The organism is Streptomyces roseolus, from assembly GCF_014649855.1.
GTDB lineage: Bacteria > Actinomycetota > Actinomycetes > Streptomycetales > Streptomycetaceae > Streptomyces > Streptomyces roseolus.
The window spans coordinates 1-26,484 of the sequence record NZ_BMTV01000002.1 but is presented as its reverse complement, the minus strand read 5'-3'; the positions used below and the strand labels follow the sequence as shown (position 1 = coordinate 26,484).

Annotated in this window: 24 protein-coding genes and 5 pseudogenes; 14 read left to right on the top strand and 15 right to left on the bottom strand. The window is 74.4% G+C overall.

The features are described from left to right. Positions 1 to 56: 56 nt before the first annotated feature. A complete protein-coding gene (locus tag IE245_RS02160; protein ID WP_189944909.1) occupies positions 57 to 896 on the top strand; it encodes a hypothetical protein in 840 nt (279 codons plus the stop codon). A 125-nt stretch (positions 897 to 1,021) separates the two neighbouring features. Beyond that, the gene (locus IE245_RS02155; RefSeq protein ID WP_189945257.1) at positions 1,022 to 2,020 is read left to right on the top strand and encodes an LLM class F420-dependent oxidoreductase; all 999 of its coding nucleotides are present in this window, start codon (positions 1,022 to 1,024) and stop codon (positions 2,018 to 2,020) included. Here IE245_RS02155 and IE245_RS02150 read toward each other — a convergent pair. Next, on the bottom strand, positions 2,017 to 2,385 hold the full coding sequence (locus IE245_RS02150) for a MerR family transcriptional regulator (RefSeq protein WP_189944907.1): 369 nt from the start codon (positions 2,383 to 2,385) through the stop codon (positions 2,017 to 2,019). The two genes, IE245_RS02155 and IE245_RS02150, sit on opposite strands and share 4 nt — an antisense overlap. 66 nt (positions 2,386 to 2,451) lie before the next feature. Between IE245_RS02150 and IE245_RS02145 the strand changes: the two genes are divergently transcribed. Next, positions 2,452 to 3,567: an alkene reductase gene (locus tag IE245_RS02145; protein ID WP_189944905.1), complete on the top strand. Its 1,116-nt coding sequence runs from the start codon at positions 2,452 to 2,454 to the stop codon at positions 3,565 to 3,567. Between the two features lie 8 nt (positions 3,568 to 3,575). On the opposite strand, the gene IE245_RS02140 is transcribed toward IE245_RS02145, so the two are convergent. The 4 genes from IE245_RS02140 to IE245_RS02125 form a co-directional block, all read right to left on the bottom strand. Continuing rightward, a complete protein-coding gene (locus tag IE245_RS02140) occupies positions 3,576 to 4,124 on the bottom strand; it encodes a hypothetical protein (protein ID WP_189944903.1) in 549 nt (182 codons plus the stop codon). Positions 4,125 to 4,300: 176 nt separating this feature from the next. Beyond that, positions 4,301 to 5,389: a prenyltransferase gene (locus IE245_RS02135; protein ID WP_189944902.1), complete on the bottom strand. Its 1,089-nt coding sequence runs from the start codon at positions 5,387 to 5,389 to the stop codon at positions 4,301 to 4,303. Next, positions 5,386 to 6,117, bottom strand: coding sequence for a class I SAM-dependent methyltransferase (locus IE245_RS02130; protein WP_189944900.1), 732 nt, complete (start codon positions 6,115 to 6,117; stop codon positions 5,386 to 5,388). The genes IE245_RS02135 and IE245_RS02130 overlap by 4 nt, the downstream gene beginning before the upstream one ends. Positions 6,118 to 6,184: 67 nt before the next feature. Then, positions 6,185 to 7,498, bottom strand: a complete 1,314-nt coding sequence (locus IE245_RS02125; protein ID WP_189944898.1) for a glycosyltransferase family 4 protein — start codon at positions 7,496 to 7,498, stop codon at positions 6,185 to 6,187. A 240-nt stretch (positions 7,499 to 7,738) separates the two neighbouring features. Between IE245_RS02125 and IE245_RS02120 the strand changes: the two genes are divergently transcribed. Continuing rightward, positions 7,739 to 8,371 (top strand): TetR family transcriptional regulator, encoded by a 633-nt coding sequence (locus IE245_RS02120; RefSeq protein WP_189944896.1) that lies wholly within the window; start codon positions 7,739 to 7,741, stop codon positions 8,369 to 8,371. A gap of 14 nt (positions 8,372 to 8,385) precedes the next feature. Here the strand turns inward: IE245_RS02120 and IE245_RS02115 are convergent, their stop codons facing one another. The 3 genes and pseudogenes from IE245_RS02115 to IE245_RS02105 form a co-directional block, all read right to left on the bottom strand. Next, a complete protein-coding gene (locus tag IE245_RS02115; protein WP_189944894.1) occupies positions 8,386 to 8,961 on the bottom strand; it encodes a hypothetical protein in 576 nt (191 codons plus the stop codon). Between the two features lie 85 nt (positions 8,962 to 9,046). Further along, positions 9,047 to 9,280, bottom strand: a complete 234-nt coding sequence (locus tag IE245_RS02110; RefSeq protein WP_189944893.1) for a ferredoxin — start codon at positions 9,278 to 9,280, stop codon at positions 9,047 to 9,049. After that, positions 9,280 to 10,149: pseudogene (locus IE245_RS02105) on the bottom strand (aldehyde dehydrogenase family protein); the annotation flags it as partial. The pseudogene IE245_RS02105 and the gene IE245_RS02110, both read right to left, overlap by 1 nt. On the opposite strand from IE245_RS02105, the pseudogene IE245_RS02100 reads away from it, so the two are divergent. The 7 genes and pseudogenes from IE245_RS02100 to IE245_RS02070 form a co-directional block, all read left to right on the top strand. Beyond that, positions 10,063 to 10,725 (top strand): annotated as a pseudogene (locus IE245_RS02100) (MBL fold metallo-hydrolase); the annotation flags it as partial. The pseudogenes IE245_RS02105 and IE245_RS02100 overlap by 87 nt on opposite strands. Before the next feature lie 246 nt (positions 10,726 to 10,971). Beyond that, positions 10,972 to 12,231, top strand: a complete 1,260-nt coding sequence (locus IE245_RS02095; RefSeq protein ID WP_189944892.1) for an SCO2321 family membrane protein — start codon at positions 10,972 to 10,974, stop codon at positions 12,229 to 12,231. Continuing rightward, complete coding sequence (locus IE245_RS02090) at positions 12,228 to 12,926, top strand: SCO2322 family protein (protein ID WP_189944891.1); 699 nt, start codon at positions 12,228 to 12,230, stop codon at positions 12,924 to 12,926. Before IE245_RS02095 ends, IE245_RS02090 begins: the two co-directional genes overlap by 4 nt. Next, entirely contained in the window at positions 12,923 to 14,077 is a 1,155-nt protein-coding gene (locus IE245_RS02085; RefSeq protein WP_189944890.1) for an energy-coupling factor transporter transmembrane component T, read from the top strand. The genes IE245_RS02090 and IE245_RS02085 overlap by 4 nt, the downstream gene beginning before the upstream one ends. Beyond that, positions 14,074 to 15,837, top strand: a complete 1,764-nt coding sequence (locus tag IE245_RS02080) for an ABC transporter ATP-binding protein (RefSeq protein WP_189944889.1) — start codon at positions 14,074 to 14,076, stop codon at positions 15,835 to 15,837. Before IE245_RS02085 ends, IE245_RS02080 begins: the two co-directional genes overlap by 4 nt. Beyond that, a complete protein-coding gene (locus IE245_RS02075; RefSeq protein ID WP_189944885.1) occupies positions 15,834 to 16,691 on the top strand; it encodes an ECF transporter S component in 858 nt (285 codons plus the stop codon). Before IE245_RS02080 ends, IE245_RS02075 begins: the two co-directional genes overlap by 4 nt. A 334-nt stretch (positions 16,692 to 17,025) precedes the next feature. Further along, a complete protein-coding gene (locus IE245_RS02070) occupies positions 17,026 to 17,427 on the top strand; it encodes an aggregation-promoting factor C-terminal-like domain-containing protein (protein WP_189944883.1) in 402 nt (133 codons plus the stop codon). A 149-nt stretch (positions 17,428 to 17,576) separates the two neighbouring features. On the opposite strand, the gene IE245_RS02065 is transcribed toward IE245_RS02070, so the two are convergent. After that, a complete protein-coding gene (locus tag IE245_RS02065) occupies positions 17,577 to 18,032 on the bottom strand; it encodes a Cif family virulence factor (protein ID WP_189944879.1) in 456 nt (151 codons plus the stop codon). A 166-nt stretch (positions 18,033 to 18,198) separates the two neighbouring features. Next, positions 18,199 to 19,377: a steroid 3-ketoacyl-CoA thiolase gene (locus IE245_RS02060; protein WP_189944878.1), complete on the bottom strand. Its 1,179-nt coding sequence runs from the start codon at positions 19,375 to 19,377 to the stop codon at positions 18,199 to 18,201. A gap of 324 nt (positions 19,378 to 19,701) precedes the next feature. On the opposite strand from IE245_RS02060, the pseudogene IE245_RS02055 reads away from it, so the two are divergent. From IE245_RS02055 to IE245_RS02045, 3 genes and pseudogenes are all read left to right on the top strand, one after another. Then, a pseudogene (locus tag IE245_RS02055) lies at positions 19,702 to 20,956 on the top strand (cytochrome P450). A 100-nt stretch (positions 20,957 to 21,056) separates the two neighbouring features. Continuing rightward, positions 21,057 to 22,151, top strand: coding sequence for a DUF2330 domain-containing protein (locus tag IE245_RS02050; protein WP_189944873.1), 1,095 nt, complete (start codon positions 21,057 to 21,059; stop codon positions 22,149 to 22,151). Further along, positions 22,148 to 22,816 (top strand): O-methyltransferase, encoded by a 669-nt coding sequence (locus IE245_RS02045; protein ID WP_189944871.1) that lies wholly within the window; start codon positions 22,148 to 22,150, stop codon positions 22,814 to 22,816. The genes IE245_RS02050 and IE245_RS02045 overlap by 4 nt, the downstream gene beginning before the upstream one ends. Before the next feature lie 58 nt (positions 22,817 to 22,874). Here the strand turns inward: IE245_RS02045 and IE245_RS02040 are convergent, their stop codons facing one another. From IE245_RS02040 to IE245_RS02020, 5 genes and pseudogenes are all read right to left on the bottom strand, one after another. Beyond that, positions 22,875 to 23,957: a serpin family protein gene (locus tag IE245_RS02040; RefSeq protein WP_189944869.1), complete on the bottom strand. Its 1,083-nt coding sequence runs from the start codon at positions 23,955 to 23,957 to the stop codon at positions 22,875 to 22,877. Positions 23,958 to 24,088: 131 nt separating this feature from the next. Beyond that, positions 24,089 to 24,295, bottom strand: a complete 207-nt coding sequence (locus IE245_RS02035; protein ID WP_189944867.1) for a hypothetical protein — start codon at positions 24,293 to 24,295, stop codon at positions 24,089 to 24,091. Further along, positions 24,283 to 24,474, bottom strand: coding sequence for a hypothetical protein (locus IE245_RS02030; protein WP_189944865.1), 192 nt, complete (start codon positions 24,472 to 24,474; stop codon positions 24,283 to 24,285). The genes IE245_RS02035 and IE245_RS02030 overlap by 13 nt, the downstream gene beginning before the upstream one ends. A 59-nt stretch (positions 24,475 to 24,533) precedes the next feature. Then, positions 24,534 to 26,161, bottom strand: a pseudogene (locus IE245_RS02025) (ISAzo13 family transposase). 121 nt (positions 26,162 to 26,282) lie between these two features. Beyond that, positions 26,283 to 26,405 (bottom strand): annotated as a pseudogene (locus tag IE245_RS02020) (IS5/IS1182 family transposase); the annotation flags it as partial. Positions 26,406 to 26,484 lie beyond the last annotated feature (79 nt).

Sequence of the window (26,484 nt, the reverse complement as noted above, 5' to 3'; positions counted from 1 at the left end):
GTGCCGAGACCCGGCGCCTGCCCGACGCGACGACGACCCGACGAAGGACTTCTTACGTGAATATCCGCTCCCTCACCCGAGGCGATGGCGTAGTGATCGGTGCTGCGGTGGTGCTGTTCATCGCCTCGTTCCTCGACATCGCCGGCTGCGCCGGGACGCCCGAAGAATGCTCGCGGTACTACACCAGCGTGAACTCCTGGGAGATCTCCTACCTGGGCTGGGGCTCCTTCTTCCTCGGCATCGCCGGCGCGGCGCTCGTCGTCGTCTCGCACGGCATGCCGCAGCCCCGCAAGGTCGTGGGCCTGGAGCTCGGCCAGATCGGGGCGGCCTTCACGATCGCCTCGGCGTGGACCCTGCTCATGTGGATCTTCGAGGCGGAGAACGCCGGCGCCGGCCTCATCCTCGGCCTGATCGCCGCGCTCGTCCTGGCCGCCGCCGTCCTGGCCGCCCCGATGGTCCCCGCCCTCAAGGCCCCGCTCGTCGGCGCCCCGCGCCCGGCCGTCGCGCAGCCGTACGGCGCGCAGCCCGGCCAGCCGGGCGTCCAGGGCGGCGGCTACGGCTACCCGGGCGCCCACCAGGGCCCGCAGCCGTACCCGGCGCCGCAGGACGCCTCGCAGGGCGGCCAGCCGTACGGCCAGCCGCAGCCGGCCGCCGCGCAGCCGGCGCCGCAGCCCGAGCCGCAGGCGCAGGGCGGCGGGGACTTCACCCCGTTCTGGTTCGCCGTGCCGGTCGCCCGCCCGCTGTACGCGGAGGACGGCTCCGGTTCGCAGATCGCCGAACTGGCCCCCGGCACCTGGTACCTGGCCGTGGAGCAGCGCGGCCAGGCGCTGATCGCGCAGACGCAGGACGGGCGCCGCGGCGTCCTCCAGGACGCGACGGGCATCCAGCGCGGCTGAGCGGGCCCGCTCCGTCCCCCTCGGCGGCCCCCCGACCGGAACCCTTCCGGTCGGGGGGCCGCCGTCGTACAGTCCCCGGACCACCCTGATCTGACGCAACGTCAGGAAGGAGTCCGGTCACGCGCCTGGGACTCGCGCTCGGCCACTGGGGCCGCGGCCCCTCCCCCACCCACCCGGAGCTCGCGCGCGAGGCGGAGCGCCTCGGCTACGACTCGGTGTGGACGGCGGAGGCCTGGGGCTCGGACGCCTTCACCGCGCTCACCTGGATCGCCGCGCACACCCGCCGGATCGGGCTCGGCACGGCGGTCGCGCAGATGGCGGCCCGCACGCCGACGGCGACCGCCGTGCAGGCGCTGGCCCCGGACCACCTGTCGGGCGGCCGGATGCGGCTCGGGCTCTCGGGCCCGCAGGTGGTGGAGGGCTGGTACGGCCGGCCGTTCCCCCGGTCCCCGCTGACGGCGACCCGCGAGTACGTGGACGTGATCCGGCAGGTGCTGCGGCGGGAGGCGCCCGTCACCCTGGCGGGGCGGCACTACCCCTTCCCGTACGCGGGCGAGGACGGCACCGGCCTCGGCAGGCCCCTCCGGCCGATCACCCACCCGCTCCGCGCGGACCCGCCCGTCCTGCTCGGCGCGGAGGGCCCGAAGAACATCGCGCAGACCCTGCGGATCGCCGACGGCCGGCTGCCGCTGTACTGGTCGCCCCGCCGCTTCCGCGAGGCGTACGCCCTCCCGGACCGCCTCCCCGACGGCTTCCTGGTCGCGCCGATGGTCCGCGCCCAGGTCTGCGACGACGTGCCGGAGGGCCTCCTGCCGGTGAAGGCCATGCTCGGCTTCCACATCGGCGGCATGGGCCACGCGACCCGCAACTTCCACGCCGACCTCATGGCCCGCATGGGGTACGGGGCCGAGGCGCGCCGCGTCCAGGCCCTCTTCGCCGAGGGCCGCCGCGAGGAGGCCGTCCTCGCCGTCCCCGACGCCTTCGCCGACGAGATCTGCCCGGTCGGGCCGGAGGCGCGGATCGCGGAACGGCCGGCCGAGTGGCGGTCGGGCCCGGTGACGGACCTCCTGGTCACCGCCCCCGACCCGGAGACCCTGCGGGTGCCGGCGGAGCTGAACGGCTAACTACGTGCCCCGGTGGAGGCCGACTCGATGACCTCGTCGAGGATGCCGCGGGTGCGGGCCAGGTCGGCGATCATCGCGTCGATGCGGGTCCGCTCGGCGGCCAGTTCGTCGACCAGCCGCGCCGTCGCGATCTCGCTCGGGCCGCCGTCCGCGTCGCGCATGCAGGGCAGCAGGCGGGCGATCTTGCTGCTGTTCAGGCCGGCCGCGTACAGGGCCTGGATCCGGACGACCCGGTCGACCGCCCACTCGCCGTAGCGCCGCTGGCCGCCCGGCGTGCGCTCGGAGCGCAGCAGGCCCTGGGTCTCGTAGTAGCGCAGCGAGCGTTCGCTCACGCCGCTGCGGCGGGCCAGTTCACCGATGCGCATCCGCCACCTCGCCGGGGAGTAGAAGGACTTGAACCTGACACTGGTGTCAACTCCTACGGTACCGGCATGACGAACGCAGCGAGCTCCTCCCGCCTCTTCGAGTCCACCGCCCTCGGCCCCCTCGCCCTCCCCAACCGGCTGGTGATGCCGCCGCTGACCCGCAACCGCGCCACCGCCGACGGCGTCCCCCGGTCCCTCATGGTCACCCACTACGCCCAGCGGGCCGGCGCCGGCCTGATCATCACCGAGGGGACCACGCCGAACGCGGTCGGCCAGACGTACCCGAACATCCCGGCCCTCCACAGCGACGCCCACGTGGCCGGCTGGCGCGCGGTCACCGACGCGGTACGGGCCGAGGGCGGGCGGATGTTCGTCCAGCTCCAGCACGGCGGCCGGGTCGGCCACCCCGACAACAGCGGGCACCTGCCGGTCGCGCCCTCGCCGGTCCCGCTGCCCGAGGAGATCCACACGCCGACCGGCCGGAAGCCGTCCGTCGTGCCCCGCGAGATGACCGCCGACGACATCCGGGAGACCGTCGCGGACTTCGCCGCCGCCGCCCGCCGCGCCGTCGACGCGGGCTTCGAGGGGGTGGAGGTGCACGCCGCCAACGGCCACCTGCTCCACCAGTTCCTGGCGAAGAACACCAACCGGCGCACGGACGAGTACGGCGGACCGGTGGAGAACCGCGTCCGGTTCGTCCTCGAGGTCGTCCGGGCGGTCGTCGACGCCATCGGCGCCGACCGGGTCGGCGTGCGCGTCTCTCCCGGGGTCACGGTCAACGGCATCGAGGAGGGCGACACGGACGACATCTACGCGGCGCTCGTCCCCGCCCTCGCCGCCCTCGGCCCGGTCTATCTGCACGTGATCTTCGCCGACCCCGAGCAGCCGCTGTACCGGCGGATCCGCGCCGCCTGGCCGCGCACCCTGATCGCCAACCCGGTGCTCGGCTTCGGCGGCCCCCTCCCCGCCGACGGCGGGAAGGAGGCGGGCGAGCGGCTCCTGGAGGCCGGCGCCGACCTGATCTCGCTGGGCCGCGCGTTCATGGCCAACCCCGACCTGGTCGAACGGCTCCGCACCGGCGCGCCGCTCAACCCGCTGCGGGAGGCGAACTGGATGTACTCCGGCGACGAGGTCGGCTACAACGACTACCCGACCCTCGCCGGGTCCGCCGCCCTCGTGTGAACGGCGGATCAGCCGCCGCTGAGCTGGGAGGCCGACGGGACCTTGTTCACGACCTCGGCCCCGGCGGACTTCCCGGCGTCCTTGATGCCGTTGATGACGCCCTCCAGGCCGCCGACGTCCGCCGCGTCGACCTCGCCCTTGCGGAGCTTCGTGCCGAGGTCCTTGAGGGAGTCGATGCCGGCGGTGAGCGGCGCCACCGCCTTGGAGAGCAGCGGGTCGCCCTTCGCGTTGTTCACCGCCGCCTTCAGCCGGTTGTACGTGAACGCGCCCGCGAGCCCGGCCTTCACCAGGGCGACGGTGCGCCCGTTCGCGCCCTTCTTGAACTTCCCCGCCTTGTAGGGCTTCACGATCCACTGGTACGTGGCGCCGGCCGCGAGCCCGGCGTTGGCCACGAAACGGGTCTTCGCCAGCTTCTGCTGCTCGAAGGTGCCCGACGCCGACGGGCTGCTCGCGGAGCTGAGACTGGCGTCGGTGTCGGCGCCGCACGCGGCCGTGCCGAACAGCAGGGTGCTGGAGAGGAGCAGCGCGACGACGCCGCGGTTCAGACTTCCGGACACAGCGGGGCCTCCCTGGTACTGGTCCCGCCAGCCTCGCCCGGCCCCCGTCCCGCCGCCATCCCGGCGACGCCGTCCGGGTCGCCCGGCGCCGCCGCGGGCGTGGGAGGCGCGGGGGCGCGCAGGACGGAAGGGCCCGGGATCCAGCGGATCCCGGGCCCTTCGCCGTACGGCCGTGCTCACTCCCCGCAGCAGTCCGGGGACAGGCCCGTCGGCAGGGTCTCGCCGCCGAAGACGGCGACGGTCGCCTGCTCGCCGCCGAGGGCGGCGACGGCGAGGAGGAGGGAGCCCGCCGTCCAGGTGGTCTGCTCCTCGGGCCAGACCGCCGGCTCGTGGCCGTCCTCGCCCTCGTACACGTACCCCGTCCAGTACAGGCCGTTCGGGGCCCGCAGGTGGCCGATGGACTGGAGGACGTCGAGGGCCCGGTCGGACTCCCCGGTCGCCCAGAGGGCGAGCGCGAGCTCGCAGCTCTCGCCGCCGGTCACCCACGGGTTGGGGACGACGCAGCGGACGCCGAGGCCGGGGACCACGAACTCGTCCCAGCGCGCGTCGAGGCGGGCCTTCGCCTCCGCGCCGGTGACCGCGCCGCCGAGGACCGGGTAGTACCAGTCCATCGAGTAGCGCGACTTGTCGAGGAAGCGCTCCGGATGGCGGCGGATCGCGTGCGCGAGGGCACCGGCGGCCAGCTCCCAGTCCGGCTGCGGCTCCTCGCGGGCCTCGGCGATCGCCAGGGCGCAGCGCAGGGCGTGGTGGATCGAGGAGGAGCCGGTGAGGAGCGCGTCGGTGACGGGGGTGCCGTCGGGCTCGCGCTTCCAGCCGATCTGGCCGCCCGGCCGCTGGAGCCGGAGGACGAACTCGACCGCCGCGTAGACGACCGGCCACATCCGGTCGAGGAAGGCGTCGTCGCCGGTCGACAGGTAGTGGTGCCAGACGCCGACCGCGACGTACGCGGTGAAGTTGGACTCCTTGCCGCGGTCGGTGACGTCGTCCGGGTCGCCGTCCCGGTAGGCCGCGTACCAGGAGCCGTCGGCGTTCTGGTGCCGGGCGAGCCAGGCGTAGGCGCGGGCGGCCGCCTCGTGCTCGCCGGCCGTGTCCAGGGCCATGGCGGCCTCGGTGTGGTCCCACGGGTCCAGGTGGTGGCCGCGGAACCACGGGACGGCGCCGTCCTCGCGCTGGACGGCGAGGATGCCGGCGACGGTGTCGGCGGCCTGCTCGGCGGTGAGGACGCCGGGCAGGACCAGGTGTTCCGCTATCCGCTCGGGGCTCACGCCTCCGCCTTCGGGAGGTGGGGCTTGGTGGCGTACGCGACGAAGCTCTTGCCGACGACCGGGTTGAGCAGCTGCTCGGCGACCCGGGTCAGGGCGGGCTTCTTCATGATGTCCCAGACCAGCAGCTTGTGGTAGGCGCGGACCGGCAGCGCCTTGTCGTTGTCGACGCCGAAGGCGCACTTCAGCCACCAGTACGGCGCGTGCAGGGCGTGCGCGTGGTGCGTGCCGTACGGCCGCAGGCCCGCCTGGCGGATCTTGGCGAGCAGTTCGTCCGCCTTGTAGATGCGGATGTGGCCGCCCTCGACCTCGTGGTACTCGTCGGAGAGCGCCCAGCAGACCTTCTCGGGGCCGTAGCGGGGGACGGTGATCGCGATCCGGCCGCCGGGCTTGAGGACGCGGACCATCTCGGCGAGGACGCCCTTGTCGTCCGGGATGTGCTCCATGACCTCGGAGATGATGACGACGTCGAAGGACTCGTCGGGGAACGGCAGGTTGAGCGCGTCGCCCTCCATCGCGGTGGCGGTGGCCCCGGCCGGCGCCTCGCCGGCCTCCTTCATGGCCGCGAACCACTTGGCGACCTCGCGGATCTCCTCGCCGTTCTGGTCGAGCGCCACGACCTGCGCGCCGCGCCGGTAGCACTCGAAGGCGTGCCGCCCCCCGCCACAGCCCAGATCGAGCACGCGGTCGCCGGGGGCGAGCGGGAAGCGGGTGAAGTCGACGGTCAGCACGGGGTCTGCCCTTCCGAGTGGCGGGGGTACGGGTGGTGCGGGGCGGCGGTACGGATGGGGTGCGGGTTCAGCGGCGGGCGCCCTGGCGGTCCAGGGCCTCCCGGTAGAGCTCGGCGGTGCCCTGGGCCGCGCGGGCCCAGGTGAACCTGGACAGCACGCGCGCCCGGCCCGCGGCACCGAGGCGGGTCCGCAGGTCGGGGTCGCCCAGCATCCGGCCGAGCGCGGCGGCGAGCGCGCCCGCGTCGCCGGTCGGCACGGCGAGGCAGGTCTCGCCGTCGGGGCCGGCGACCTCCGGGATCGCCCCGCCGGTCGTGGCGACCAGCGGCGTCCCCGTCGCCATCCCCTCCGCCGCGGGCAGCGAGAAGCCCTCGTACAGCGACGGCACGCAGGCGACCTCGGCGGACCGGTAGAGGTCGACGAGCTCCGCGTCGCTGATGCCCTTCACGAAGCGGACGGCGCCGTCGAGCCCGTACCGCTCGATCGCCTGGGCGACCGGCCCGTCCTCGGCGCGCTTGCCGACGACGACGAGGTGCGCCTCGGGCCGCTCCGTGCGCAGCTTGGCGAGCGCCTCGATCAGGAAGACCAGGCCCTTGAGGGGGACGTCGGCGCTGGAGGTGGTGACGATCCGGCCGGGGACCTCGGCGACCGAGGGGTCCGGGGACCACAGGTCGGTGTCGGCGCCGATGTGCACGACCCGGATGCGGTCCTCGCGGACGCCGAGGTGCTCGACGATCTCGTCGCGGGAGGTGCCGGAGACGGTGAGGACGGACGGCAGGCGGCGGGCGACCCGCTTCTGCATGCGGGTGAAGCCGTACCAGCGGCGGACGGAGGCGCGGCGCTTCCAGTCGGCGGCGGCGTCGAGCTCCAGCTGCCGGTCGACGGTGATGGGGTGGTGGATCGTGGTGACCAGCGGGGCGCCGATCGCGCGGGGGCCGCCGAGGAGCCCGTACCCGAGGGTCTGGTTGTCGTGGACGACGTCGAAGTCGCCGCGGCGGGCGGCGAGGGTGCGGCGGGCGCGCAGCGAGAAGGTCAGCGGCTCGGGGAAGCCGCCGGTCCACATGGTGGCGACCTCCAGGCCGTCGATCCAGTCCCGGTACTCCTCGCGCTTCGGCGTCCGGAAGGGGTCGGGCTGGCGGTACAGGTCGAGGCTGGCGATCTCGCTGAGCGTGACGCCCTCGTCGAGCGTCGGGTACGGCTGCGAGCCGAAGACCTCGACGGTGTGGCCCAGGCGGGCCAGCTCGCGGGAGAGGTGGCGGACGTAGACGCCCTGCCCGCCGCAGAAGGGATTGCCCTTGTACGTGAGGAGAGCGATCCGCAACGGACCGTCACCGGAGTCGGCGCGGCCCTGCCGGGGGCTTGCCTCTATGGCCTCAGCGGTCATGCGCGACCCCCTTCGAGCGTGCGTTTCGCGCGAGCGTAGCCGCTGGCGCTAAGGTAGAACAAGTTACAGACTTGATCGTTCCCGACACCACTTGCCCCTTCGGGAGGCACAGAATCTACCGGCAGGTAGCTTCGCCGTGAGCGTCGGAACAGGTGATTCGCGCCACCCGTCCACGGAGGTTCGCGCCACGGCCGTCCTCCGCCATACTGGCGCTCCCCACCGCACGGAACGGGACCCCCGATGACCGCAGAGAGCAGAGCGGACCACCGCCCCTCCGCCGCACCGCCCCTGACGGAACGCCAGGAGGCGCGGCGGCGCCGCATCCTGGACGCCAGCGCCCGGCTCGCCGCCCGCGGCGGCTTCGACGCGGTGCAGATGCGGGAGGTCGCGGAGGCGGCCGGCGTCGCCCTCGGCACGCTCTACCGCTACTTCCCGTCCAAGATCCACCTGCTCGTGGCGACCATGCAGGACCAGCTCCAGCACCTGCACACCACCCTCCGGAAGCGGCCGCCGGCGGGCGCCGCCCCGGCCAAGCGGGTCGCGGAGACCCTGATGCGGGCCTTCCGCGCGCTCCAGCGCGAGCCGCAGCTCGCCGACGCGATGGTCAGGGCGCTGACCTTCGCCGACCGCAGCGTCAGCCCCGAGGTCGACACGGTCTCCCGGCTGACCACCGCGATCATCCTCGACGCGATGGGCGCGGAGCAGCCGACGCCGGAACAGCTGTCGGCCGTCCGCGTCATCGAGCACACCTGGCACTCGGCGCTCATCACCTGGCTGTCGGGGCGCGCCTCGATCGCCCAGGTGAAGATCGACATCGAGACGGTCTGCCGCCTGATCGACCTGACGTCCCCGGAGCACGCGACCACGCGCTGACGGGAGCCGGCGGGTCAGCCGGTGCCGTCCCCGAGCCCGCCCAAAAGGTCCAGCTCCTCCTCGGTGAAGCCTTCCATGCACACGTCCTCCGTGGCGACGAGGGAGACGGAATCCATCTTGAGCGTCTCCGGAGCGGCGTGCCGGGCGGCGAGGGTCCAGCCCCGCTTCCTGAACGTGGCCCCGGTCATGACGCCGCCCCGTTTGTCGATCTTCTCTTCGATCCGCTTCCCGGACTCCACCCAGCCCCTCCCGGCCAAGGCGCCGAGCGCCGCGTCGTACGCGGCCCGGGATCCGGTCACGGCGGGGCCGATGTACTGCCATCCGGCCGTGCAGTCCGCCATCCGCCGGGCCACCCGCTCGCGGTCCGTCGACGGGCTCGCGGACGGGCTCGCGGATCGGGTCGTCTCCCCCGGCACCGTCGTCGCCGACTCCGGCAGGCCGGCGTCGGCGACGACGGTGCGGATCTCGGTCTGAACGGCCTCCCGGCCGGAGGCCGCCGACGCCGCCGCGTCCGGTGCCCCGCAGCCCGCCGCCCCCAGTGCGAGCACCACCGTCAGGGCCGCCGAAACGGCCCGTCTCTTCCCCTGCACGCGTGTTCCCTCCCCGGTCACGGGGCCGTTCGCCCTGTGACCGGGGAGGAGTGTGGCACAGGCCGCCGACGGGCCCCGGGGTGGCCTACTCCTCCGGCGGGTGGACCGGTTCGCCGCCGTCCGCGAGGGTGATGAGGATCGCCTCCACCGGGCAGCCCTCCGCCGCCGCGAGGATCCGTTCGCCCGCGTCGGCCTCCGGGCGGGCCGGGTGGGACCGGCGGGCGGCGTCGAGGCGGAAGCCGTCCGGGGCGTGGACGACGCACGTGCCGGAGCCGATACAGACGCTCCGGTCGACCTCCACGTGCCGGCGGTCGCCCATCAGTTGTCCCCGTACCCGGCGGGCAGGTGGATCGTCTTGTGCTCCAGGTACGCGCCGAAGCCCTCGGGGCCGAACTCGCGGCCCACGCCGGAGTTCCTGTAGCCGCCGAAGGGGCCGAGCATGTCGAGGCTGAAGGTGTTGACGTCGAAGGTGCCGGTGCGGACGCGGCGGGCGAAGTCCAGGCCGTGCTCGACGTCGCCGGTCCAGACGCTGCCGCTGAGGCCGAAGTCGGAGTCGTTCGCGATCCGCAGCGCCTCGGCCTCGTCCCCGTACGGCAGGGGGCAGATCACCGGGCCGAAGATCTCCTCGCGGGCGATCCGCACCGCGTTGTCGACGTCCCCGAAGAGGGTCGGCTCGACGTACCAGCCCCGGTCGAGACCCTCCGGGCGGCCGCCGCCGGTGAGGAGCTTGGCGCCCTCCGCCTGCCCGATGCCGATGTAGTCGAGGGAGCGCCGCTGCTGGCGGCGGGCGACGAGCGGGCCGAGCTGGGTGGCGGGGTCGAGCGGGTCGCCGACGACGAGGGCGGAGGCCGCGGCGGAGAACGCCTCGGCGTACTCCTCGTACCGGGAGCCGGGGGCGAGGATCCGGGTCTGGGCCACGCACGCCTGGCCGTTGTTCATCCAGGCGGCCGGGACGATCCCGGCGACGGCGGTCGCCACGTCGGCGTCCGGGAGGATCACCGCCGCCGACTTGCCGCCGAGTTCGAGGGTGACGCGGGTGAGGTTGCGGGAGGCGACCTCCATCACGCGCTTGCCGGCGGCGACCGAGCCGGTGAAGGAGACCTTGTCGACGCCGGGGTGCCCGACCGGGTACTCGCTGACCTCGCGGCCGGCGGGCAGGATCGACAGGACGCCCTCGGGCAGGGCGGCCCCGGGGCCGCCCTGCCCGACCGGGAGATCGTCCCCGGCGAGCTCCTCGACCTCGCCGGGCGGCGGCTCCGCGCCGTCCGGACCCCCGGCCACGTCTGCCTCCACCTGGAGGAGCGGCACCCGGCCGGCCTCCCCGGCCACGGCCGGCTCTTCTCCGGCGACCACCTCCTCCCCGGGATCTCCCCGCACGCCGGGCTGTACGAGGACCCCGACGACGAGACCGTCACCGACCCCCTCGGCGACTCCCTCGACTCCCTGGAGCGGATCGGGCGGCTCGGCGTCGCCGAGGTGCTCCCCGCCCACCAGCACGCCTTCCCCGACGCCGCCGGCCGGGTCCGCGAGCTCCTCGACCACCACGAGGACCGGCTCGCCGGCCTCCTCGCCCTCCTCGCCGCCCCGCTCACCCCGTGGCAGCTCGCGGAGCGCATGGAGTGGAACCGGCCCTGGGACCGCATCCCGTACGGCTCCCGCAACATCGCCGCCGGCGAGGCCGAGGCCCACATCCGGCGGCTGGTGAAGCCGGGCCGCGCGGAGGCCGTGACCGGGACGGAGCCAGTGGCGTACGTGGCGGTGTGACGCGGCTCGCACCCCGCGGACGGGGCCGTACGGGCCGGTACAGTGGCCCGGTCGTCTTCATGCCCGAGCAGGGGAAAGCCGGTGCGAATCCGGCGCTGACCCGCAACCGTGAGCCGCCCTCCCGAGGCGCGGCGAGCCGGAACGCCCTGCCCCCGGGACGTGAGCGCCGGCACCGTCGAGGAATACGGCGCCGGACGCGGGCCCCGCGCGGGGCGCCGGAGTCCGGTGCCCGCACGAGAGGCAACCATGATCAGCGTCCGTCGCGCCGCCGCCGCGCTCACCGCAGCGGCGGCCGTGCTCAGCACCGCCGCGACCGGCACGGCCTCCGCCGCGCCCTCTCCCAGCGCCTCCGCCGCCGCGCTCCCGCCCGGTCTGTACGGCAAGGGCGACCCGACGTACGACGGCGTCTGGCGCCAGTCGCTCGCCTTCCTCGCCCAGCGCTCCACCGGCTACCAGCCCGCCGACCAGGCCGTCGACTGGCTGCTCGGCCAGCAGTGCGCCGACGGCTCGTTCGCCTCGTACCGCGCGGACACCACCAAGCCCTGCGACGCGAAGACCGTGCGGGACTCCAACGCCACCGCCGTCGCCCTCCAGGCGCTCGGCGCGGTCCGCCGCGAGGCCGCCGACCCGACGAAGATCGACACCGCGGTCAAGACCGGCTACGGCTGGCTGCGCGGCGTGCAGAACAAGGACGGCGGCTGGAGCTACACCCCCGGCGGCCCCAGCGACGCCAACTCCACCTCGATCGTCGTCAGCGCGCTCGCCGCCTCGGGCGTCAAGCCCGGCTCGTACACCTCCGCCGAGGGCCGCACCCCGTACGACGCGCTGCTCGCGCTCGCGCTGCCCTGCTCCGAGGAGGAGGGGCCGGGCGCCTTCGCGTACCAGCCCGACGAGGAGGGCGGGCTCGCCGCCAACGCGGACGCCACCGCCGCCGCCACCCTCGCCGGGCTCGGCAAGGGCATCACCGCCGTCAAGGCCACCCCGCCGCAGGCCCCGACCTGCGTCGACCTCTCCGAGCCGACCGTCGAGCGGGCCGCCCTCAACGGCGCCTCCTACCTCGCGAAGTCGCTCGTGCAGACCGGCCACCTGACCACCCCGCCGCTGCCGGGCGCCACCGAGACCGAGCCGAAGCCGGACTTCGGCAACACCGCCGACGCCGTCGTCGCCCTCGCCGCCGCCGGCACCGCCCGGCTCGCCGAGCCCGCGCTCCAGTGGCTGGAGCAGAACGCCGCCCCCTGGGCGAAGGAGTCCGGCCCCGCCGCCTACGCGCAGCTGATCCTCGCCGCGCGGGCGATGGAGGCCGACCCCCGCGAGTTCGGCAAGGTCGACCTGGTCGAGGCGCTCAACGCCACCGGTCCCGCCCCGAAGACCCCCGACACCTCCGCCGCCTCCACGGAGGACGAGGAGGACGACTCGTTCCTCGGCTTCGACGTCTGGTGGATCATCGGCATCGGCATGGTCGTCGGCGTCGGCATCGGCTTCCTCCTGAGCGGCCGCAAGAAGTGACCCTCCGGAAGAGGACCACCGGCGCGGTGGCCGGCGCCGCCGCCGGACTGCTGCTCGCCCTCGGCGCGGCGGCCCCGGCCCAGGCGGCGGGCTACCGCTACTGGTCGTTCTGGGAGTCCGGCGCCGGGAAGTGGACGTACGCCACCCAGGGCCCGGCGACCGCCCGGCCCGCCGACGGCGCCGCCGTCGGCTTCCGCTTCGCGCTCAGCGAGGACTCCGCCGACGCCGCGAAGCCGAGCTCCGCACCCGACTTCGACGCGGTCTGCGGCGGCGTCGAGAAGACGCCGGGGACGAAGCGGGTCGCGGTCGTCGTCGACTTCGGCACCCCGAAGGACGCCCCCGCCGGCGAGACCCCGCCGAAGACCGCCCCCACGACCGGCTGCGCCCGGATCGACGGGAAGGGCACGGCCGCCGACGCCCTCGCCGCCGTCGCCGAGCCGCTGCGCTACGACGGCTCCGCGATGCTGTGCGGCATCGCCGGCTACCCGGAGAAGGGCTGCGGCGAGGCCGTGGCCTCCGCCGCGCCCCCCGGATCCGCCGAGGAGACGGCCGCCGGATCCGCCGACGGGACGGCCGCCGCGTCCGCCGGGAAGGACGACGGCGGCGACGGCCCGTCCCTCGGCCTCCTCGTCGGCGGCGGAGCCGTCCTCGCGCTCGGCGGCGCCGCCGTCTGGAAGTCCCGCCGCCGCGCATGACCCCGGTCCCGTCCGTCGCCCCCGGCCCGCCGGGGCGCCTCCTGGCGCCCGTGGCGGACCGGGGCAACGCGCTGCACCCCGGCGCCTGGTGGCTGTGGGCCCTCGGCCTCGCCGTCGCCGCCTCCCGCACGACCAACCCGCTGCTGCTCGGCCTGGTCGTCGCCGTCGCCGGATACGTGGTGGCCGCGCGCCGCACGGACGCGCCGTGGGCCCGCTCGTACGGCGCCTTCGTGAAACTGGGCCTGTTCGTCGTCGCCCTCCGGATCGTCTTCTCCGTCGTCCTGGGCTCCCCGATCCCCGGCGCGCACGAACTGTTCACCCTCCCCGAACTCCCCCTGCCCGACTGGGCCCGGGGCATCCGCGTGGGCGGCCGGGTCACCGCCGAACAACTCGTCTTCGCCCTCTACGACGGACTCAAACTGGCGGCCCTGCTGATCTGCGTGGGCGCGGCGAACGCGCTCGCCAACCCGGCGCGGCTCCTCAAGTCGCTGCCCGGAGCGCTGTACGAGGCCGGGGTCGCCGTCGTCGTGGCGATGACCTTCGCGCCGAACCTGGTCGCGGACGTCGTCCGGCTGCGCACCGCCCGACGGCTGCGCGGCCGGCCCACGGGCGGGGTGCGGGCGGTCCTCCAGATCGGCCTGCCGGTCCTGGAGGGCGCCCTGGAACGGTCGGTCGCCGTGGCCGCGTCGATGGACGCGCGCGGGTACGGGCGCACCGCCCGGGTCCCGCCGGGCGTCCGCCGCACCACGAACGTCCTGACGCTCGGCGGCCTCCTCGGCGTCTGCGCCGGCTCGTACGGCCTGCTCGCCGCGCAGGGCGCCGGATACGGGCTCCCGCTGCTCGCCGCCGGTCTCGCCGCGGCCGTCGCGGGCCTGCGGCTCGGCGGCCGGCGCACCCTGCGCACCCGCTACCGCCCCGACCGCTTCGGCCCCCGCTCCTGGCTGGTCGCCGCCTCCGGCGTCACGGTGGCGGCCCTCATGATCCACGCCAACGGCTACGCGCCGGCCGCCCTCCACCCCGGCGTCGTCCCCCTGATCGCCCCCGAGCTGCCGCTCTGGCCGGCCCTGTCGGTCCTCCCCGGCCTGCTGCCCGCCCTCGTCGCCCCCGTACCGCCCGCCCGTGCCGCCGTCCACGAGGAGCCGTCCGCGTGATCCGTTTCGAGAACGTCTCGGTGACGTACGAGGACGCCGCCGGGCCCACCCTCCGGGACGTCGACCTCACGGTCCCTGAGGGCGAGCTGGTCCTCCTCGTCGGCCCCTCGGGGGTCGGCAAGTCGACCCTGCTGGGGGCGGTGTCCGGGCTCGTCCCCCACTTCACCGGCGGGACGCTGCGGGGCCGGGTCACCGTCGACGGGCGGGACACCCGCACCCACCACCCGCGCGAGCTGGCCGACCTCGTCGGGACGGTCGGGCAGGACCCGCTCGCGCACTTCGTCACCGACACCGTCGAGGACGAGCTCGCCTACGGCATGGAGTCCCTCGGCCTCGCCCCCGCCGTGATGCGGCGGCGCGTCGAGGAGACCCTGGACCTGCTGGGCCTCGCGGACCTCCGCGACCGGCCCGTCGCCACGCTCTCCGGCGGCCAGCAGCAGCGGGTCGCCATCGGGTCCGTCCTGACCACGCACCCCAAGGTCCTCGTCCTCGACGAGCCGACGTCCGCGCTCGACCCCTCGGCGGCGGAGGACGTCCTCGCGGTCCTCCAGCGGCTCGTCCACGACCTCGGCACGACGGTCCTCATGGCGGAGCACCGCCTGGAGCGGGTCGTCCAGTACGCCGACCGCGTCCTCCTCCTGCCGGAGGCGGTCCTCGGCACACCGGCGGAGATCATGGCCGTCTCCCCCGTGTACCCGCCGGTGGTCGCTCTGGGGCGCCTCGCCGGGTGGGACCCGCTGCCGCTGACCGTGCGGGACGCGCGGCGCGGGTCGGACGGGCTGAGGGCGCGGCTGCCGGAGCGGCCGGCGGAACGGGAGCCCGGGCGCGGCCCCGCGGGGCTCCTCCCCCGCCCCGTCCCTTCCCGGAATCCGGCCCCGCCGGTGCTCGATGCGCGGGGGGCCGGGGGCGGAGCCCCCGGTCCCGGGAGGGGGCGGGGTGCGGGAAGGTCCCTGTTCCGGCGGCGCCGCGCCGCGTCCGCCCCCGTCGCCGCGCCGCGGGCCGACGCCCCGCTCGTGGACGTCGACCGCCTCGCGGTCCGCCGCGGCCGCGTCGAGGCCCTGCGCCGGGTCGACCTGCGGGTCGCCCGGGGCGAGACGGTCGCGCTGATGGGCCGCAACGGGGCCGGGAAGTCCACGCTGCTCTCGACGCTCGTCGGCATGATCGCCCCCACCTCCGGCACCGTCCGCGTCTCCGGCCTCGTACCGCACGCGACCGAGCCCCGGGCCCTGATCCGGCAGGTGGGCCTGGTGCCCCAGGAGCCGAGGGACCTGCTGTACGCGGAGTCCGTCGGCGACGAGTGCGCGGCCGCCGACGCCGACGCGGGCGCGGAGCCCGGGACCTGCCGGGCGCTCGTGGCGGAGCTCGTACCGGGGGTGGCCGACGCGACCCACCCCCGCGACCTGTCCGAGGGGCAGCGGCTGGCGCTCGCGCTGGCCGTGGTGCTGACGGCGGCGCCCCCGCTGGTGCTGCTCGACGAGCCGACCCGGGGCCTGGACTACGCGGCGAAGGCCCGGCTCGTGACCCGGCTGCGGGGGCTCGCCGCCGACGGGCACGCGATCGTGCTGGCCACGCACGACGTGGAGCTCGCGGCGGAGCTGGCGGACCGGGTGGTGATCGTCGCCGGCGGCGAGGTCGTCGCGGACGGCCCGACGGCCGAGGTCGTCGTCTCGTCCCCGGCCTTCGCCCCGCAGGTCGCGAAGATCCTGGCCCCCGAGCCGTGGCTCACGGTCGAGCAGGTGGAAGGGGCGCTGCGCGCGTGAGGACGCATCCGATCCGGCTGGGGCCGCGTTCCGTCGCCGCCCTCGTCCTCGTCTCCCTCGTCGGTCTGGCCGGCATCGGCTGGCCGCTCTTCGCGGACGCCGGCTCCGCCGTCACCGACCACGCCGCCGACGCGCCGTGGCTCTTCGCGCTGATCCTCCCCCTCCTCATCGCCGTCGTCGTGGCGACGATCGCGGACTGCGGGATGGACGCGAAGGCGGTCGCGATGCTGGGGGTGCTGGCCGCCGTGGGGGCGGCGCTGCGCCCGCTGGGCGCGGGCACGGCGGGCCTGGAGCCGATGTTCTTCCTGATGGTGCTGAGCGGCCGCGTCCTCGGGCCGGGCTTCGGCTTCGTCCTGGGGGCGGTGACGATGTTCGCGTCGGCTCTGCTCACGGGCGGGGTGGGGCCGTGGATGCCGACGCAGATGCTGGCGATGGGCTGGTTCGCGATGGGGGCGGGCCTGCTGCCGGCGGGACTGCGGGGCGGCCCGGAGCGGCTGGTGCTGGCCGCGTACGGCTTCGTGGCGGCGTTCGCGTACGGCACGGTCACCAATCTGTACGGGTGGGTGACGGTCGGCGGCCTCGGCCAGGGGATCTCCTTCGTGCCGGGGGCGCCGGCGGCCGAGAACCTGGTCCGCTTCCTGGCGTACGTGCTGGCCACCTCCCTCGGCTGGGACCTGGGCCGGGCCGTGCTGACCGTGGTCCTGACGCTCACGGTGGGCGGGCCGCTGCTGCGGGCGCTGCGGAGGGCCACCCGGCGGGCGAACTTCGAGGCCCAGGTCACATTCGAGGGGCCCGGAAAGGGGTCCGCGGGTGAGGCGCCTCATAGGACCCAGGTCACGTACGACCGGAAATAGTAGAACCGGACGAGTCGAACAAAACGCCCACTAGCGGGCGTGAGCTGCGGAAACGCCGGAAGGCCGTAGGGCAGGGTGACCCTCGCGAGTCCGAACCTCCCTCGTACAGGGGACCGTTGCACCGCCCTCGGGGATTTGTTTCTGTAGTGGACGTCGCCAGGCAGCAGGTGCTCGGCCCAGCGCAAGCGAAACGCTCAGCGAGGGCGCGGCACCGCGGCAGGCCGGTTCCCCCCAGTTCCCGGGTCCCCCGGGCCCTGGTTCCGGCATGCCGGAAACGGTCGGAAACGGCCGTGACGCCCGGCGCGACCCCAGTCCCCGACGTTAGGTAGACGTTTTGTTCCGCTCGATCACCACTCGTGCCGCCGCCCGCAAGAAGTCCTTCGCCGCCACCGCCGCCGTCCTGCTCGGCGCCTCCGGTGCGGTGCTCGGCACGACGGGCACGGCCTCCGCCGCCAGCCCGCAGGAGCTCGCCCGAGAGATCGTGCCCGCCTCGCAGTACGCCGCCTTCAGCAAGATCGTCTCGCACGAGTCCGGCTGGAACCACAAGGCGACCAACTCCTCGTCCGGCGCCTACGGCCTGGTCCAGGCCCTGCCCGCTTCGAAGATGGCCTCCGCCGGTTCCGACTGGAAGACCAACCCGGCCACCCAGATCAAGTGGGGCCTCAACTACATGAACGAGCGCTACGGCTCCCCGAACGCCGCCTGGGCGTTCTGGCAGGCCAACGGCTGGTACTAAGAGTCACCACGCCGTCACGCGCCCCCGCAAGGCCCCGCCCTCCTCACGGAGGGGCGGGGCCTGCGGCGTTTCCGCCGCTCCGGCCGCCCGGCGGACGCCTGGCTCGCGGGTGCCCCCTCCGGCCGCTGGGTGGAATCGGGCTCGCGCGGCTACTCCGGCCGCTCGGTGGACGCCGGGCTCTTGCCGCCCTTCCCCGCCGCCCCGGGCGCGTGCCCGAAGGCCAGCACCCAGGTGCCGTCCTGGCGGAACATCTGCACGTACGTGTCGAAGGGCCGCCCGTCCCGCTGCTTCCCGGTGACCCGCGCGCTCGCCAGGTCATCGCCGAACTCGTGCGAGACCTCGACGTCCGCGACCGTGATCCCCTTTCCCCCGTCCGCGGCGACGACCTCCCGGACGTGCGCCTCGACCTCCACGTACCCCGGGGGCCCCAGCTCGGCGAGCGCGGCCGCGTCCCGTCCGTTCAGCGCCCGGACGTACGCGTCGACCGTCTGCCGTTCCGTACGCCCCACGGGCTCGGGCTCCTCCGCGCACCCCGCCGGCAGCGGCAACAGCGGCAACAGCACCCAGCCGGCCGCCGTCGATCTCCACGCCTTGCGCGTCGTCATGCGTCCCCCCTGGTGATCGGTCTCCCTGGGGGACGCGGGCGCCCCGCTCCCGGGTTCCGCGTCTTCGGACACGGGCGCGGGGCCCCGCCCCTCCCGCTCCGGAAGGGACGGGGCCCCGCGGTTTTCCCGGGCACCCCTGCCAGGTCTCATGGGCCGTGCGGCCCCGCTACAGCCGCTGGATGATCGTTCCCGTGGCCTGCGCGCCGCCCGCGCACATGGTGATCAGCGCGAACTCCCCGTCGGACCGCTCCAGCTCGTGCAGCGCGGTGGTGACGAGGCGGGCTCCGGTCGCGCCGACCGGGTGGCCGAGGGCGATCGCGCCGCCGTTGACGTTGACCTTCTCCAGGCCGTCGAGGTCCTTCTCGAACTCCTGCGCCCAGCTGAGCACCACCGAGGCGAAGGCCTCGTTGATCTCGACCAGGTCGATGTCCCGGAGGGACATGCCGGCCTTGCCGAGGACCGCGCGGGTCGCGTCGATGGGCCCGTCGAGGTGGTAGTGGGGGTCGGCGCCGACGAGCGCCTGGGCGACGATCCGGGCGCGGGGCCGCAGCTTGAGCGCGCGGGCCATCCGCTTGGAGGCCCACATCACGGCGGAGGAGCCGTCGGAGATCCGGGAGGAGTTCCCGGCGGTGTGGACGGCGGTGGGCATGACGGGCTTGAGCCGGGCCAGGCCCTCCATGCTGGTGTCACGCAGCCCCTCGTCGCGGTCGACGAGCCGCCACATGCCCTGGCCCGCGTGCTGTTCGGCTTCGGTGGTCGGGACCTGGACGGCGAAGGTCTCGCGCTTGAAGCGTTCCTCGGACCAGGCGACGGCGGCCCGTTCCTGGGAGATGACGCCGAGGGAGTCGACGCGCTCGCGGGTGAGGCCGCGGCGGCGGGCGATGCGCTCGGCGGCCTCGAACTGGTTGGGCAGGTCGACGTTCCACTCGTCGGGGAAGGGCTTGCCGGGCCCGTGCTTGGAGCCGGAACCGAGCGGGACGCGGGACATGGCCTCGACCCCGCAGGAGACGCCGACGTCGATGACCCCGGCCGCGATCATGTTCGCGACCATGTGGCCGGCCTGCTGCGAGGAGCCGCACTGCGCGTCGACGGTCGTGGCGCCGGTCTCGTACGGCAGGCCCATGGCGAGCCAGGCGGTGCGGGCGGGGTTCATGGACTGCTCGCCGGCGTGGGTGGCGGTGCCGCCGACGATCTGCTCGACGCAGTCGGCGGGGATGCCGGTGCGGCCGAGGAGTTCACGGTAGGTCTCGCCCAGGAGGCAGGCGGGGTGGAGGTTGGCGAGCGCGCCTCCGCGCTTGCCGATGGGGGTGCGTACGGCTTCGACGATGACGGGTTCCGCGGCCATGAGCTCGTCCTCTCCTCGACCGGGCGGGGCGTCCCGGCACCCCGTCCTGTCGGCGTCACGGGAGAACTAGTACGCGTTCCAGTTCCGAGTGAAGTCTGATGACTGCTACCGCCGGTACGCAAGGGCCCTGAAGGCAGGAGTTCGGCGACGGAGGCGGCGCCCGGGGGCGTACGCGGCCACACCCAGGGGCGTACGCGACCACGCCCGGGGCGTACGCGACCACGCCCCGGGCGCATTCGGCCCGCACCTCTTGCCACGCGCAGAACTCGTTACCGGCTTTCCGGGCAACTCCTGATGACCCGTCAGTCATGGAGCGTGCTGCCGATGACGACCCGCCCCCACCTCCCCGAAGGCTTCGACGCCACCGACCCCGACCTGCTGCGCGGCCGCGTCCCGCTCCCCGAGTTCGCGGAGCTGCGGCGCACCGCCCCGGTCTGGTGGTGTCCCCAGCCGCGCGGCACCACCGGCTTCGACGACGAGGGGTGCTGGGCCGTCACCCGCCACGCCGACGTCAAGTACGTCTCCACGTACCCCGAGTTGTTCTCCTCCCAGGAGAACACCGCGGTCATCCGCTTCAACGAGCGCATCGGACGCGAGCAGATCGACGTCCAGAAGCTGATCATGCTCAACGTGGACCCGCCCGAGCACACCCGGGTCCGCCAGATCGTCCAGCGCGGCTTCACCCCGCGCGCCGTCCGCGGCCTGGAGACCGCCCCGCGCACCCGCGCCCGCGCGATCGCCGAGGAGGCGCGGGCCGCCGCCGCCGAAGGCCCCGACAACAGCGTCGGCTTCGTCACCGAGGTCGCCGTCGAACTGCCGCTCCAGGCCATCGCCGAACTCATCGGCGTCCCCAAGGAGGACCGCTCCCGGATCTTCGACTGGGTCCGACAAGATGGTCGCGTACGACGATCCCGAGTACGCCATCACCGAGGAGGTCGGCGTCGGGGCCGCCATGGAACTCATCGGCTCCGCGATGAACAGGGCCGTGGCGCGCAAGCGGTGCCCCGCCGCCGACATCGTCTCGCGGCTCGTCGCCGCCGAGGACCGGGGGAACCTCTCCTCCGACGAGTTCGGGTTCTTCGTCCCGCTGCTCGCCGTCGCCGGCAACGAAACCACCCGCAACGCGATCAGCCACGGCATGCACGCCTTCCTCACCCACCCCGGCCGGCGGGAGCTCTACAAACGGGAGCGCCCCGCGACCACCGCCGAGGAGATCGTCCGCTGGGCCACCCCGGTCGTCTCCTTCCAGCGCACCGCCGCCCAGGACACCGAACTCGACGGCCAAAAGGTCAAGAAGGGGGACAGGACCGGCCTCTTCCACTCCTCCGCCCACCACGACCCCGAGGTCTTCGAGCACCCGGAAGCCTCCGACATCACCCGCGACCCCGACCCCCACCTGGGATTCGGCGGCGGCCCCCACTTCCGCCTCGGCAAGTCCCTCGCCGTGAAGGAGATCGAGCTGATCTTCGACGCGATCGCCGACGTCCTGCCCGACCTCGCCCTCGCGGCGGAACCGCGCCGGCTGCGGGCCGCCTGGCTCAACGGCGTGAAGGACCTGCGCGTCCGCACCGCCCGCTGAACACCGCGACGGGAAGCGGAATCCCGACGGGATCCGAGGGCGCGCCGGGATGCGATGGCGCGCCGGGAACCGGAGTCCTCCCCCGCACGTCCGAGCGGGCATGCGGGGGACACACACCACCACGACCAGAATCCTGACCACGCTGCTCGCGCTGCTCGCGCTCCAGCTCGGCTCGCTCGTCGCACCCGCCTGGGCGTGCGGCTGCGGCGCGATGATCACGCGCCCGGAGGAGCGCTTCGGCGTCGACCAGGAGCAGTCCGCCGTCCACTGGGACGGCCGGACCGAGACCATCGTCATGCGCTTCCGCGTCCGCGGCAACGCCAAGCAGGCCGCCTGGATCATGCCGGTGCCGAGCCGGGCGGACGTCACCCTCGGCGACCCCGGGCTCTTCGACGCGATCGAGGAGCTCACCGCCCCCGAGGAGAGGGAACGCTCCTACTTCTGGCCCCGCGAGGACGACTGGCCCTTCGACTCCGGCCGCGGCGACGGCGCCTCGGCCGGCGCGGCCCCCGGCGGCGGCGTCGGCGTCGTCGGCCGCGAGCGGCTCGGCCCCTTCGACGTGGCCCGGCTCAGCGCCACCGACCCGGACGCCCTCGGCGACTGGCTCCACGCCAACGGCTTCCGGCTCCCCGACCGGCTCGCCCCCGAACTCCGGCCCTACGTCGACCGGAAATGGGAGTACGTCGCCATCCGCCTCGTCCCGGAGGACGAGGACGTGCCCCTGTACGGCGACCTGACCCCGCTCCGCATCACCTTCGCCTCCTCCGAACTCGTCTACCCCATGCGGCTCTCGCGCCTCGCCGAGACCCGCCAGACGCTCGGCCTGTCGATCCTGGCCGCCCACCGCATGGAGCCCCGCTCGCCGATCGGCGGCGAAGCCCCGGAGGTCACCTTCTCCGGCCGGATCGACCGGCCCGAGGGCCCCGTCGCCGCCCTCGCCGGCGGCGCCCCCGTCCACCTCACCGTCCTCCGGCAGCGCTTCCCCGAGCCCTCCCGCATCGACGACGACCACGTCCTGCGGACGGTCGCCGACACGCCGTACCGCCAGGTGGTCTACCGGGAGCACCTGCTGACGGTCGCCGGGATCCCGGCCTGGATGCTGACGGCGGCCGCGGGCGCGGCGGTGATCACCGGCCTCACCGTCTTCCTGACCGTCCGGGCGAACCGCCGCCGCCGGGTACCGTCGGCGGCATGACGAACCCTCAGTGGCACGACGTCGACGCGTACGTCACCGACCTGCTGGTCCCCGCCGACGAGGCCCTGACCGCCGCGCTGGCCGACAGCGCGGCGGCCGGTCTCCCCGAGATCGCCGTCGCCCCCAACCAGGGCAAGCTCCTCAACCTCCTCGCCCGGGTCCAGGGCGCCCGCCGCATCCTGGAGATCGGCACCCTCGGCGGTTACAGCACCATCTGGCTGGCCCGCGCCCTGCCCGCCGACGGGCACCTGACCAGCCTGGAGTACGACCCCCGGCACGCCGAGGTGGCCCGCGCCAACCTCGCCCGCGCCGGGCTCGCCGACCGCGTCGAGGTCCGCACCGGCGCGGCCCTCGACACCCTCCCCGTCCTGGAGAAGGAGGCCGCGGGCCCCTTCGACCTGGTCTTCGTCGACGCGGACAAGGCCAACAACCCGCACTACGTGACCTGGGCCCTGAAGCTCTCCCGCCCCGGCACCCTGATCGTCGTGGACAACGTCGTCCGCGCCGGGCGCGTCGCCACCCCCGACCCCTCGGACCCGGCGATCACCGGCATCCGCGCCATGTTCGAGCTCGTCGCGAACGAGCCTCGCCTCGACGCCACCGCCTTCCAGACGGTCGGCACGAAGGGCCACGACGGCCTCCTCGTCGCCCGGGTGACCTCCTGACCCGGCCTCCCTCCCGGGCCGGCCCGGGTGAGCTCCTGACCCGGCCGACCCGGCCGGGTCACGCCCCGGCCCGGGAGCCCCCGGCCCACCACCCCACGAACAGCGGCAGCCGCCCGTCGGCGTCGAGGACGACCACCCCGAAGGGCCGGTCGAAGGCGATCCGCTCGACGGGCAGCGGCCGGGCCGCGCTCCGTGCCATCTCCACCTGCGTGACGGCCGCCGCCTCCACCCCCGCCTCGCCGACCTCCACCACCGCCTCCTGGACCGCCTTGGAGACGTACAGCGGCTCGGACGAGAGCCCGGAGAAGTCGGCGCCGGGCCGCGCCGGGGCCGTCACCCCGACCGAGTCCAGCCAGGCCAGCGCGTCGATCCGGCCGCGCAGCCCGAACCGGGGCAGCGCCAGCTCGACGCCCCCGGCCCGTACCGGCTCCCGCCCCTCCTCCGCCCAGCCGAGCGGCACCACCGCGTCCGGCCCGGCGCCCGCGGGGCCGAGCACGAACCGCACCCGCGGCGCCCGCTCCCCCGCGCACGGCAGCTCCACCACGACCCCGCCCCCGACCCGCCAGGCCCACCGGACGGGAACGCGCCGGTGCATGGTCGGCACCTCCGCCGCGGTCCCGTCCGCCCCGGTGAACGGCGCGGGCCGGGTCCCGCGCGCGTCGAACGCCTCCCGCCACACCGCCCCCAGGGCCACCACGCCGACGAGGACCAGGTCGGCGCCCCCGTCCAGCGCGTCCGGCAGCCCGCCCGACCGCCCCCCGCCGACCTCGGCCACCCAGGCGTCCAGCTCCGCCCGCGCGTCCCCGGCCAGCCCGCCGAACCCGACGCACGGCAGCGCGCTCCGGTACGCCTCCTCCACCGGCACCCGGCTCCGCACCGCGACCCCGGCACAGACCCCCGAGGTGCCCGCGAGTTCCGCCGCCACCCCGACGACGGCGGGCCCCGCTTCCGCGCCGGCCACCCCGAGCACCCCCCTCAGCTCCTCGGCGGTCCGCCCCCGCGCCCCCGCCGCCACGGCGCCGAGCGCCACCCACAACCCGGCCGGCGACCCGACGAAGTCCCGCGCCGCGTCCCCCGGCAGCAGCCGCCCGGCCAACTCCCGCACCGCCCCCGCCCGCACGGCCCCGCCGTTCCCGGTCATATCCTGCCTTTCATGAGCATCGTGAAGATCAGCGAATGGGTCAAGCCACTCACATAGAACTTCACACCGTGAGCGCCGTCGTGGTCGGCCAGCCTAGAAGCCGCCGGCCCCCGCTGCCGGCCCACGCCCCCTTACGCTCGCCGCACATGGTCGGGCGGGACCAGCCACTCCCGCCCGCCGCGCTCGGGCCGCAGGAACGCCATGGCGCGCTGCCGGCGCTCGCGGGGCAACTCGGCGGGGTCCTCGTAGTCCCGGATCACGTCACGCAGGATGCCGACCCTTCCCGCGCCGTCCTCGACGCGCCGGCCGATGTCGTCCGGGCCGATCACTTGGGGCACTTCACGTGCTGGTAGACGGCCCTGTCGGGCTGGGACGGTTCGCGCAGCGTTCCCCGGCGACAGCGTTCGAGTGAGGTGATCGGCTTGTCGCAGGCGGGACACACCTCGCCCGAAGGGGCGTAGGTCGTGTACTCCCGCTGCCGTGCGTCCGTTTCACGCTCCTGAGCCTTGCCGGGCATGTCGTCGTCCCCTCGGTCCGTCTGCGTTCTTACCGAGGACGCTAAGGGTCTGCCGATCATTAACCTGCCGCTTTGATCTTGGTGTTGGGGCTGCTGCTTTGGGTGGCCACTCGGGCTCGGAGGGCTGTCAGGGCGGTTGGTGGGGTGATGGCCGGCGAGATGGTGATGCCCTGTGCTTCAAGCGGTTTCCTGGTCTTCAGCAGGGTGCGGTGCATGGCAGTGCGGCTGCTGTTGAACAGAACGGCAAGAGGTTCCGCGGCCAGGTTGACGCGCAGGTGGAGCACGGTGGCCAGGACCTGGTCGGCGAAGGTGAGGCGGGGCGGGCGTCCGCGCCGGGTGTCTCCTGCCGGTGCCAGGGTGCGGATGAGGTGCTGCAACTGGTGCGGGGCCAGCCCGGTCAGTTCGGGGTCGGACAGGAGGGCTGGGCTCCACCGCGGTGTCGGTGGCCGGCCGTTGCGGGCTGCCGGGACGGCCGGGGTCGGCTGGGGGTGCAGGGTGTAGTTCCATTCGCCGTGGAAGGTGTGCCGGGTCAACGGCAGGGCCGCCATCTCCGCGTCGCCGACACCGAGGCCGGTGGGGTAGGTGTGGGTGTCCAGCTCGGCCTTCGCCCGCAGTCCGGTGCGGGTGGTGGTCGCGGCGATCGACTCGAGGATGACTTCGTGGCTGGTCAGCGGGCGACCGCGCCAGTTCATGGTGATGTGGGAGAAGAGCCGGTGCTCGGTCTTGTTCCACTTCGACGTGCCCGGCGGCAGGTGGCAGGCCGTGATGACCAGCTTGGTTTCCGCGGCCAGGCGGGCGAGGTGGAGTTTCCAGGCCCTCGTGCGGTAGCCGTTGGAGCCGCCCGCATCGGCGGTGATCAGCAGCCGGGAAGCGTGCGGGTAGTCGGTCCGGCCCTGGTCGTGCCACCAGCGTCGGATCGACTCCACCGCGAACGCGGCGGTGTCGTGGTCGGTGCCGGCATGGACCCAGCCGGTGTTGGCCGCCAGGTCGTAGATGCCGTAAGGGATGGCCTTGACCAGCTGCGGATCGGCGAAGTCGTGGACGCGGACCGGCACCGGATCGCCCGTGGGCCGCCAGGAACGGCCATGGTTGTGGAAGTCGCCGACCAGCTCTTTCTTCTTGGTGTCCACGCTGATCACCGGCTGGCCGGCATCCCGGTGATCGCGTGCCTGCTCATTGAGGTAGCGGAACTGGGCATCCCGGTCGGCATGCTGGCTGCCCTCGAGTGTCTTGGCGTTGGCCTGCAGCCGGAACCCCTCCTGCCGCAGCAGCCCGGCGACGGTGTCCGCACCGACCCGGTGACCCTGACGGGTCAGCTCGGCCCCAGCGTGCGGGTCGACTTCGTCGTCCACCGCAACGGCGACATCGGATCACCACGTTCGTCCGGCTCGGCCAGGCTCAGCAGGGCACCCCGCAGTCCGGGGCCGAGCTCCGTGACGCGTTTGCGTCCACCGCCCGGCCGCCGCACCCGCCCGGTCAGGAACTGGCCCGCCTCCAGGTCGGACATGCCCTTGCGAACCGTTGTCCCGCTCGCCCCGGCCGCCCGGGCCACGGCTCGAATGCCGCCATGGCCCAGTCCTCGGGCCTCCGCGGCCATCAGCAGCCGCCGCTGTCGTTCGTCCAGGTGCGGGAACAACACCGCGAACTTCACAGCAAGTTGATCATGGATCTCGTCCGGGATGCGCATACGACGCCAACGAGCCCCAGTTCTGAAAGCAACACCTTGATGATCGGCAGGCCCTAAGAGCTGTCCCGTAAATGATCTCCGGGTCCTCCTGGGCAGGATCAGTCGTGGTGTGACCGCCGGTCTACCCGGCGAGGACGAGGTTGTGCATCCGGGCGATGCCGAGCATGGCGTGGTGGACACCGTCGCCTTTGAGGCGGCAGTCGCGGAGGATCTTCCAGGTCTTCAGGCGGGCGAAAACGTGCTCTTAGAGGTCGTTTTCACCTGCATCGGTGGGTTATCGCTGGTTTCCCAGAGTGCAGGGTCGCGGTGCCCGTGAGGCTGGG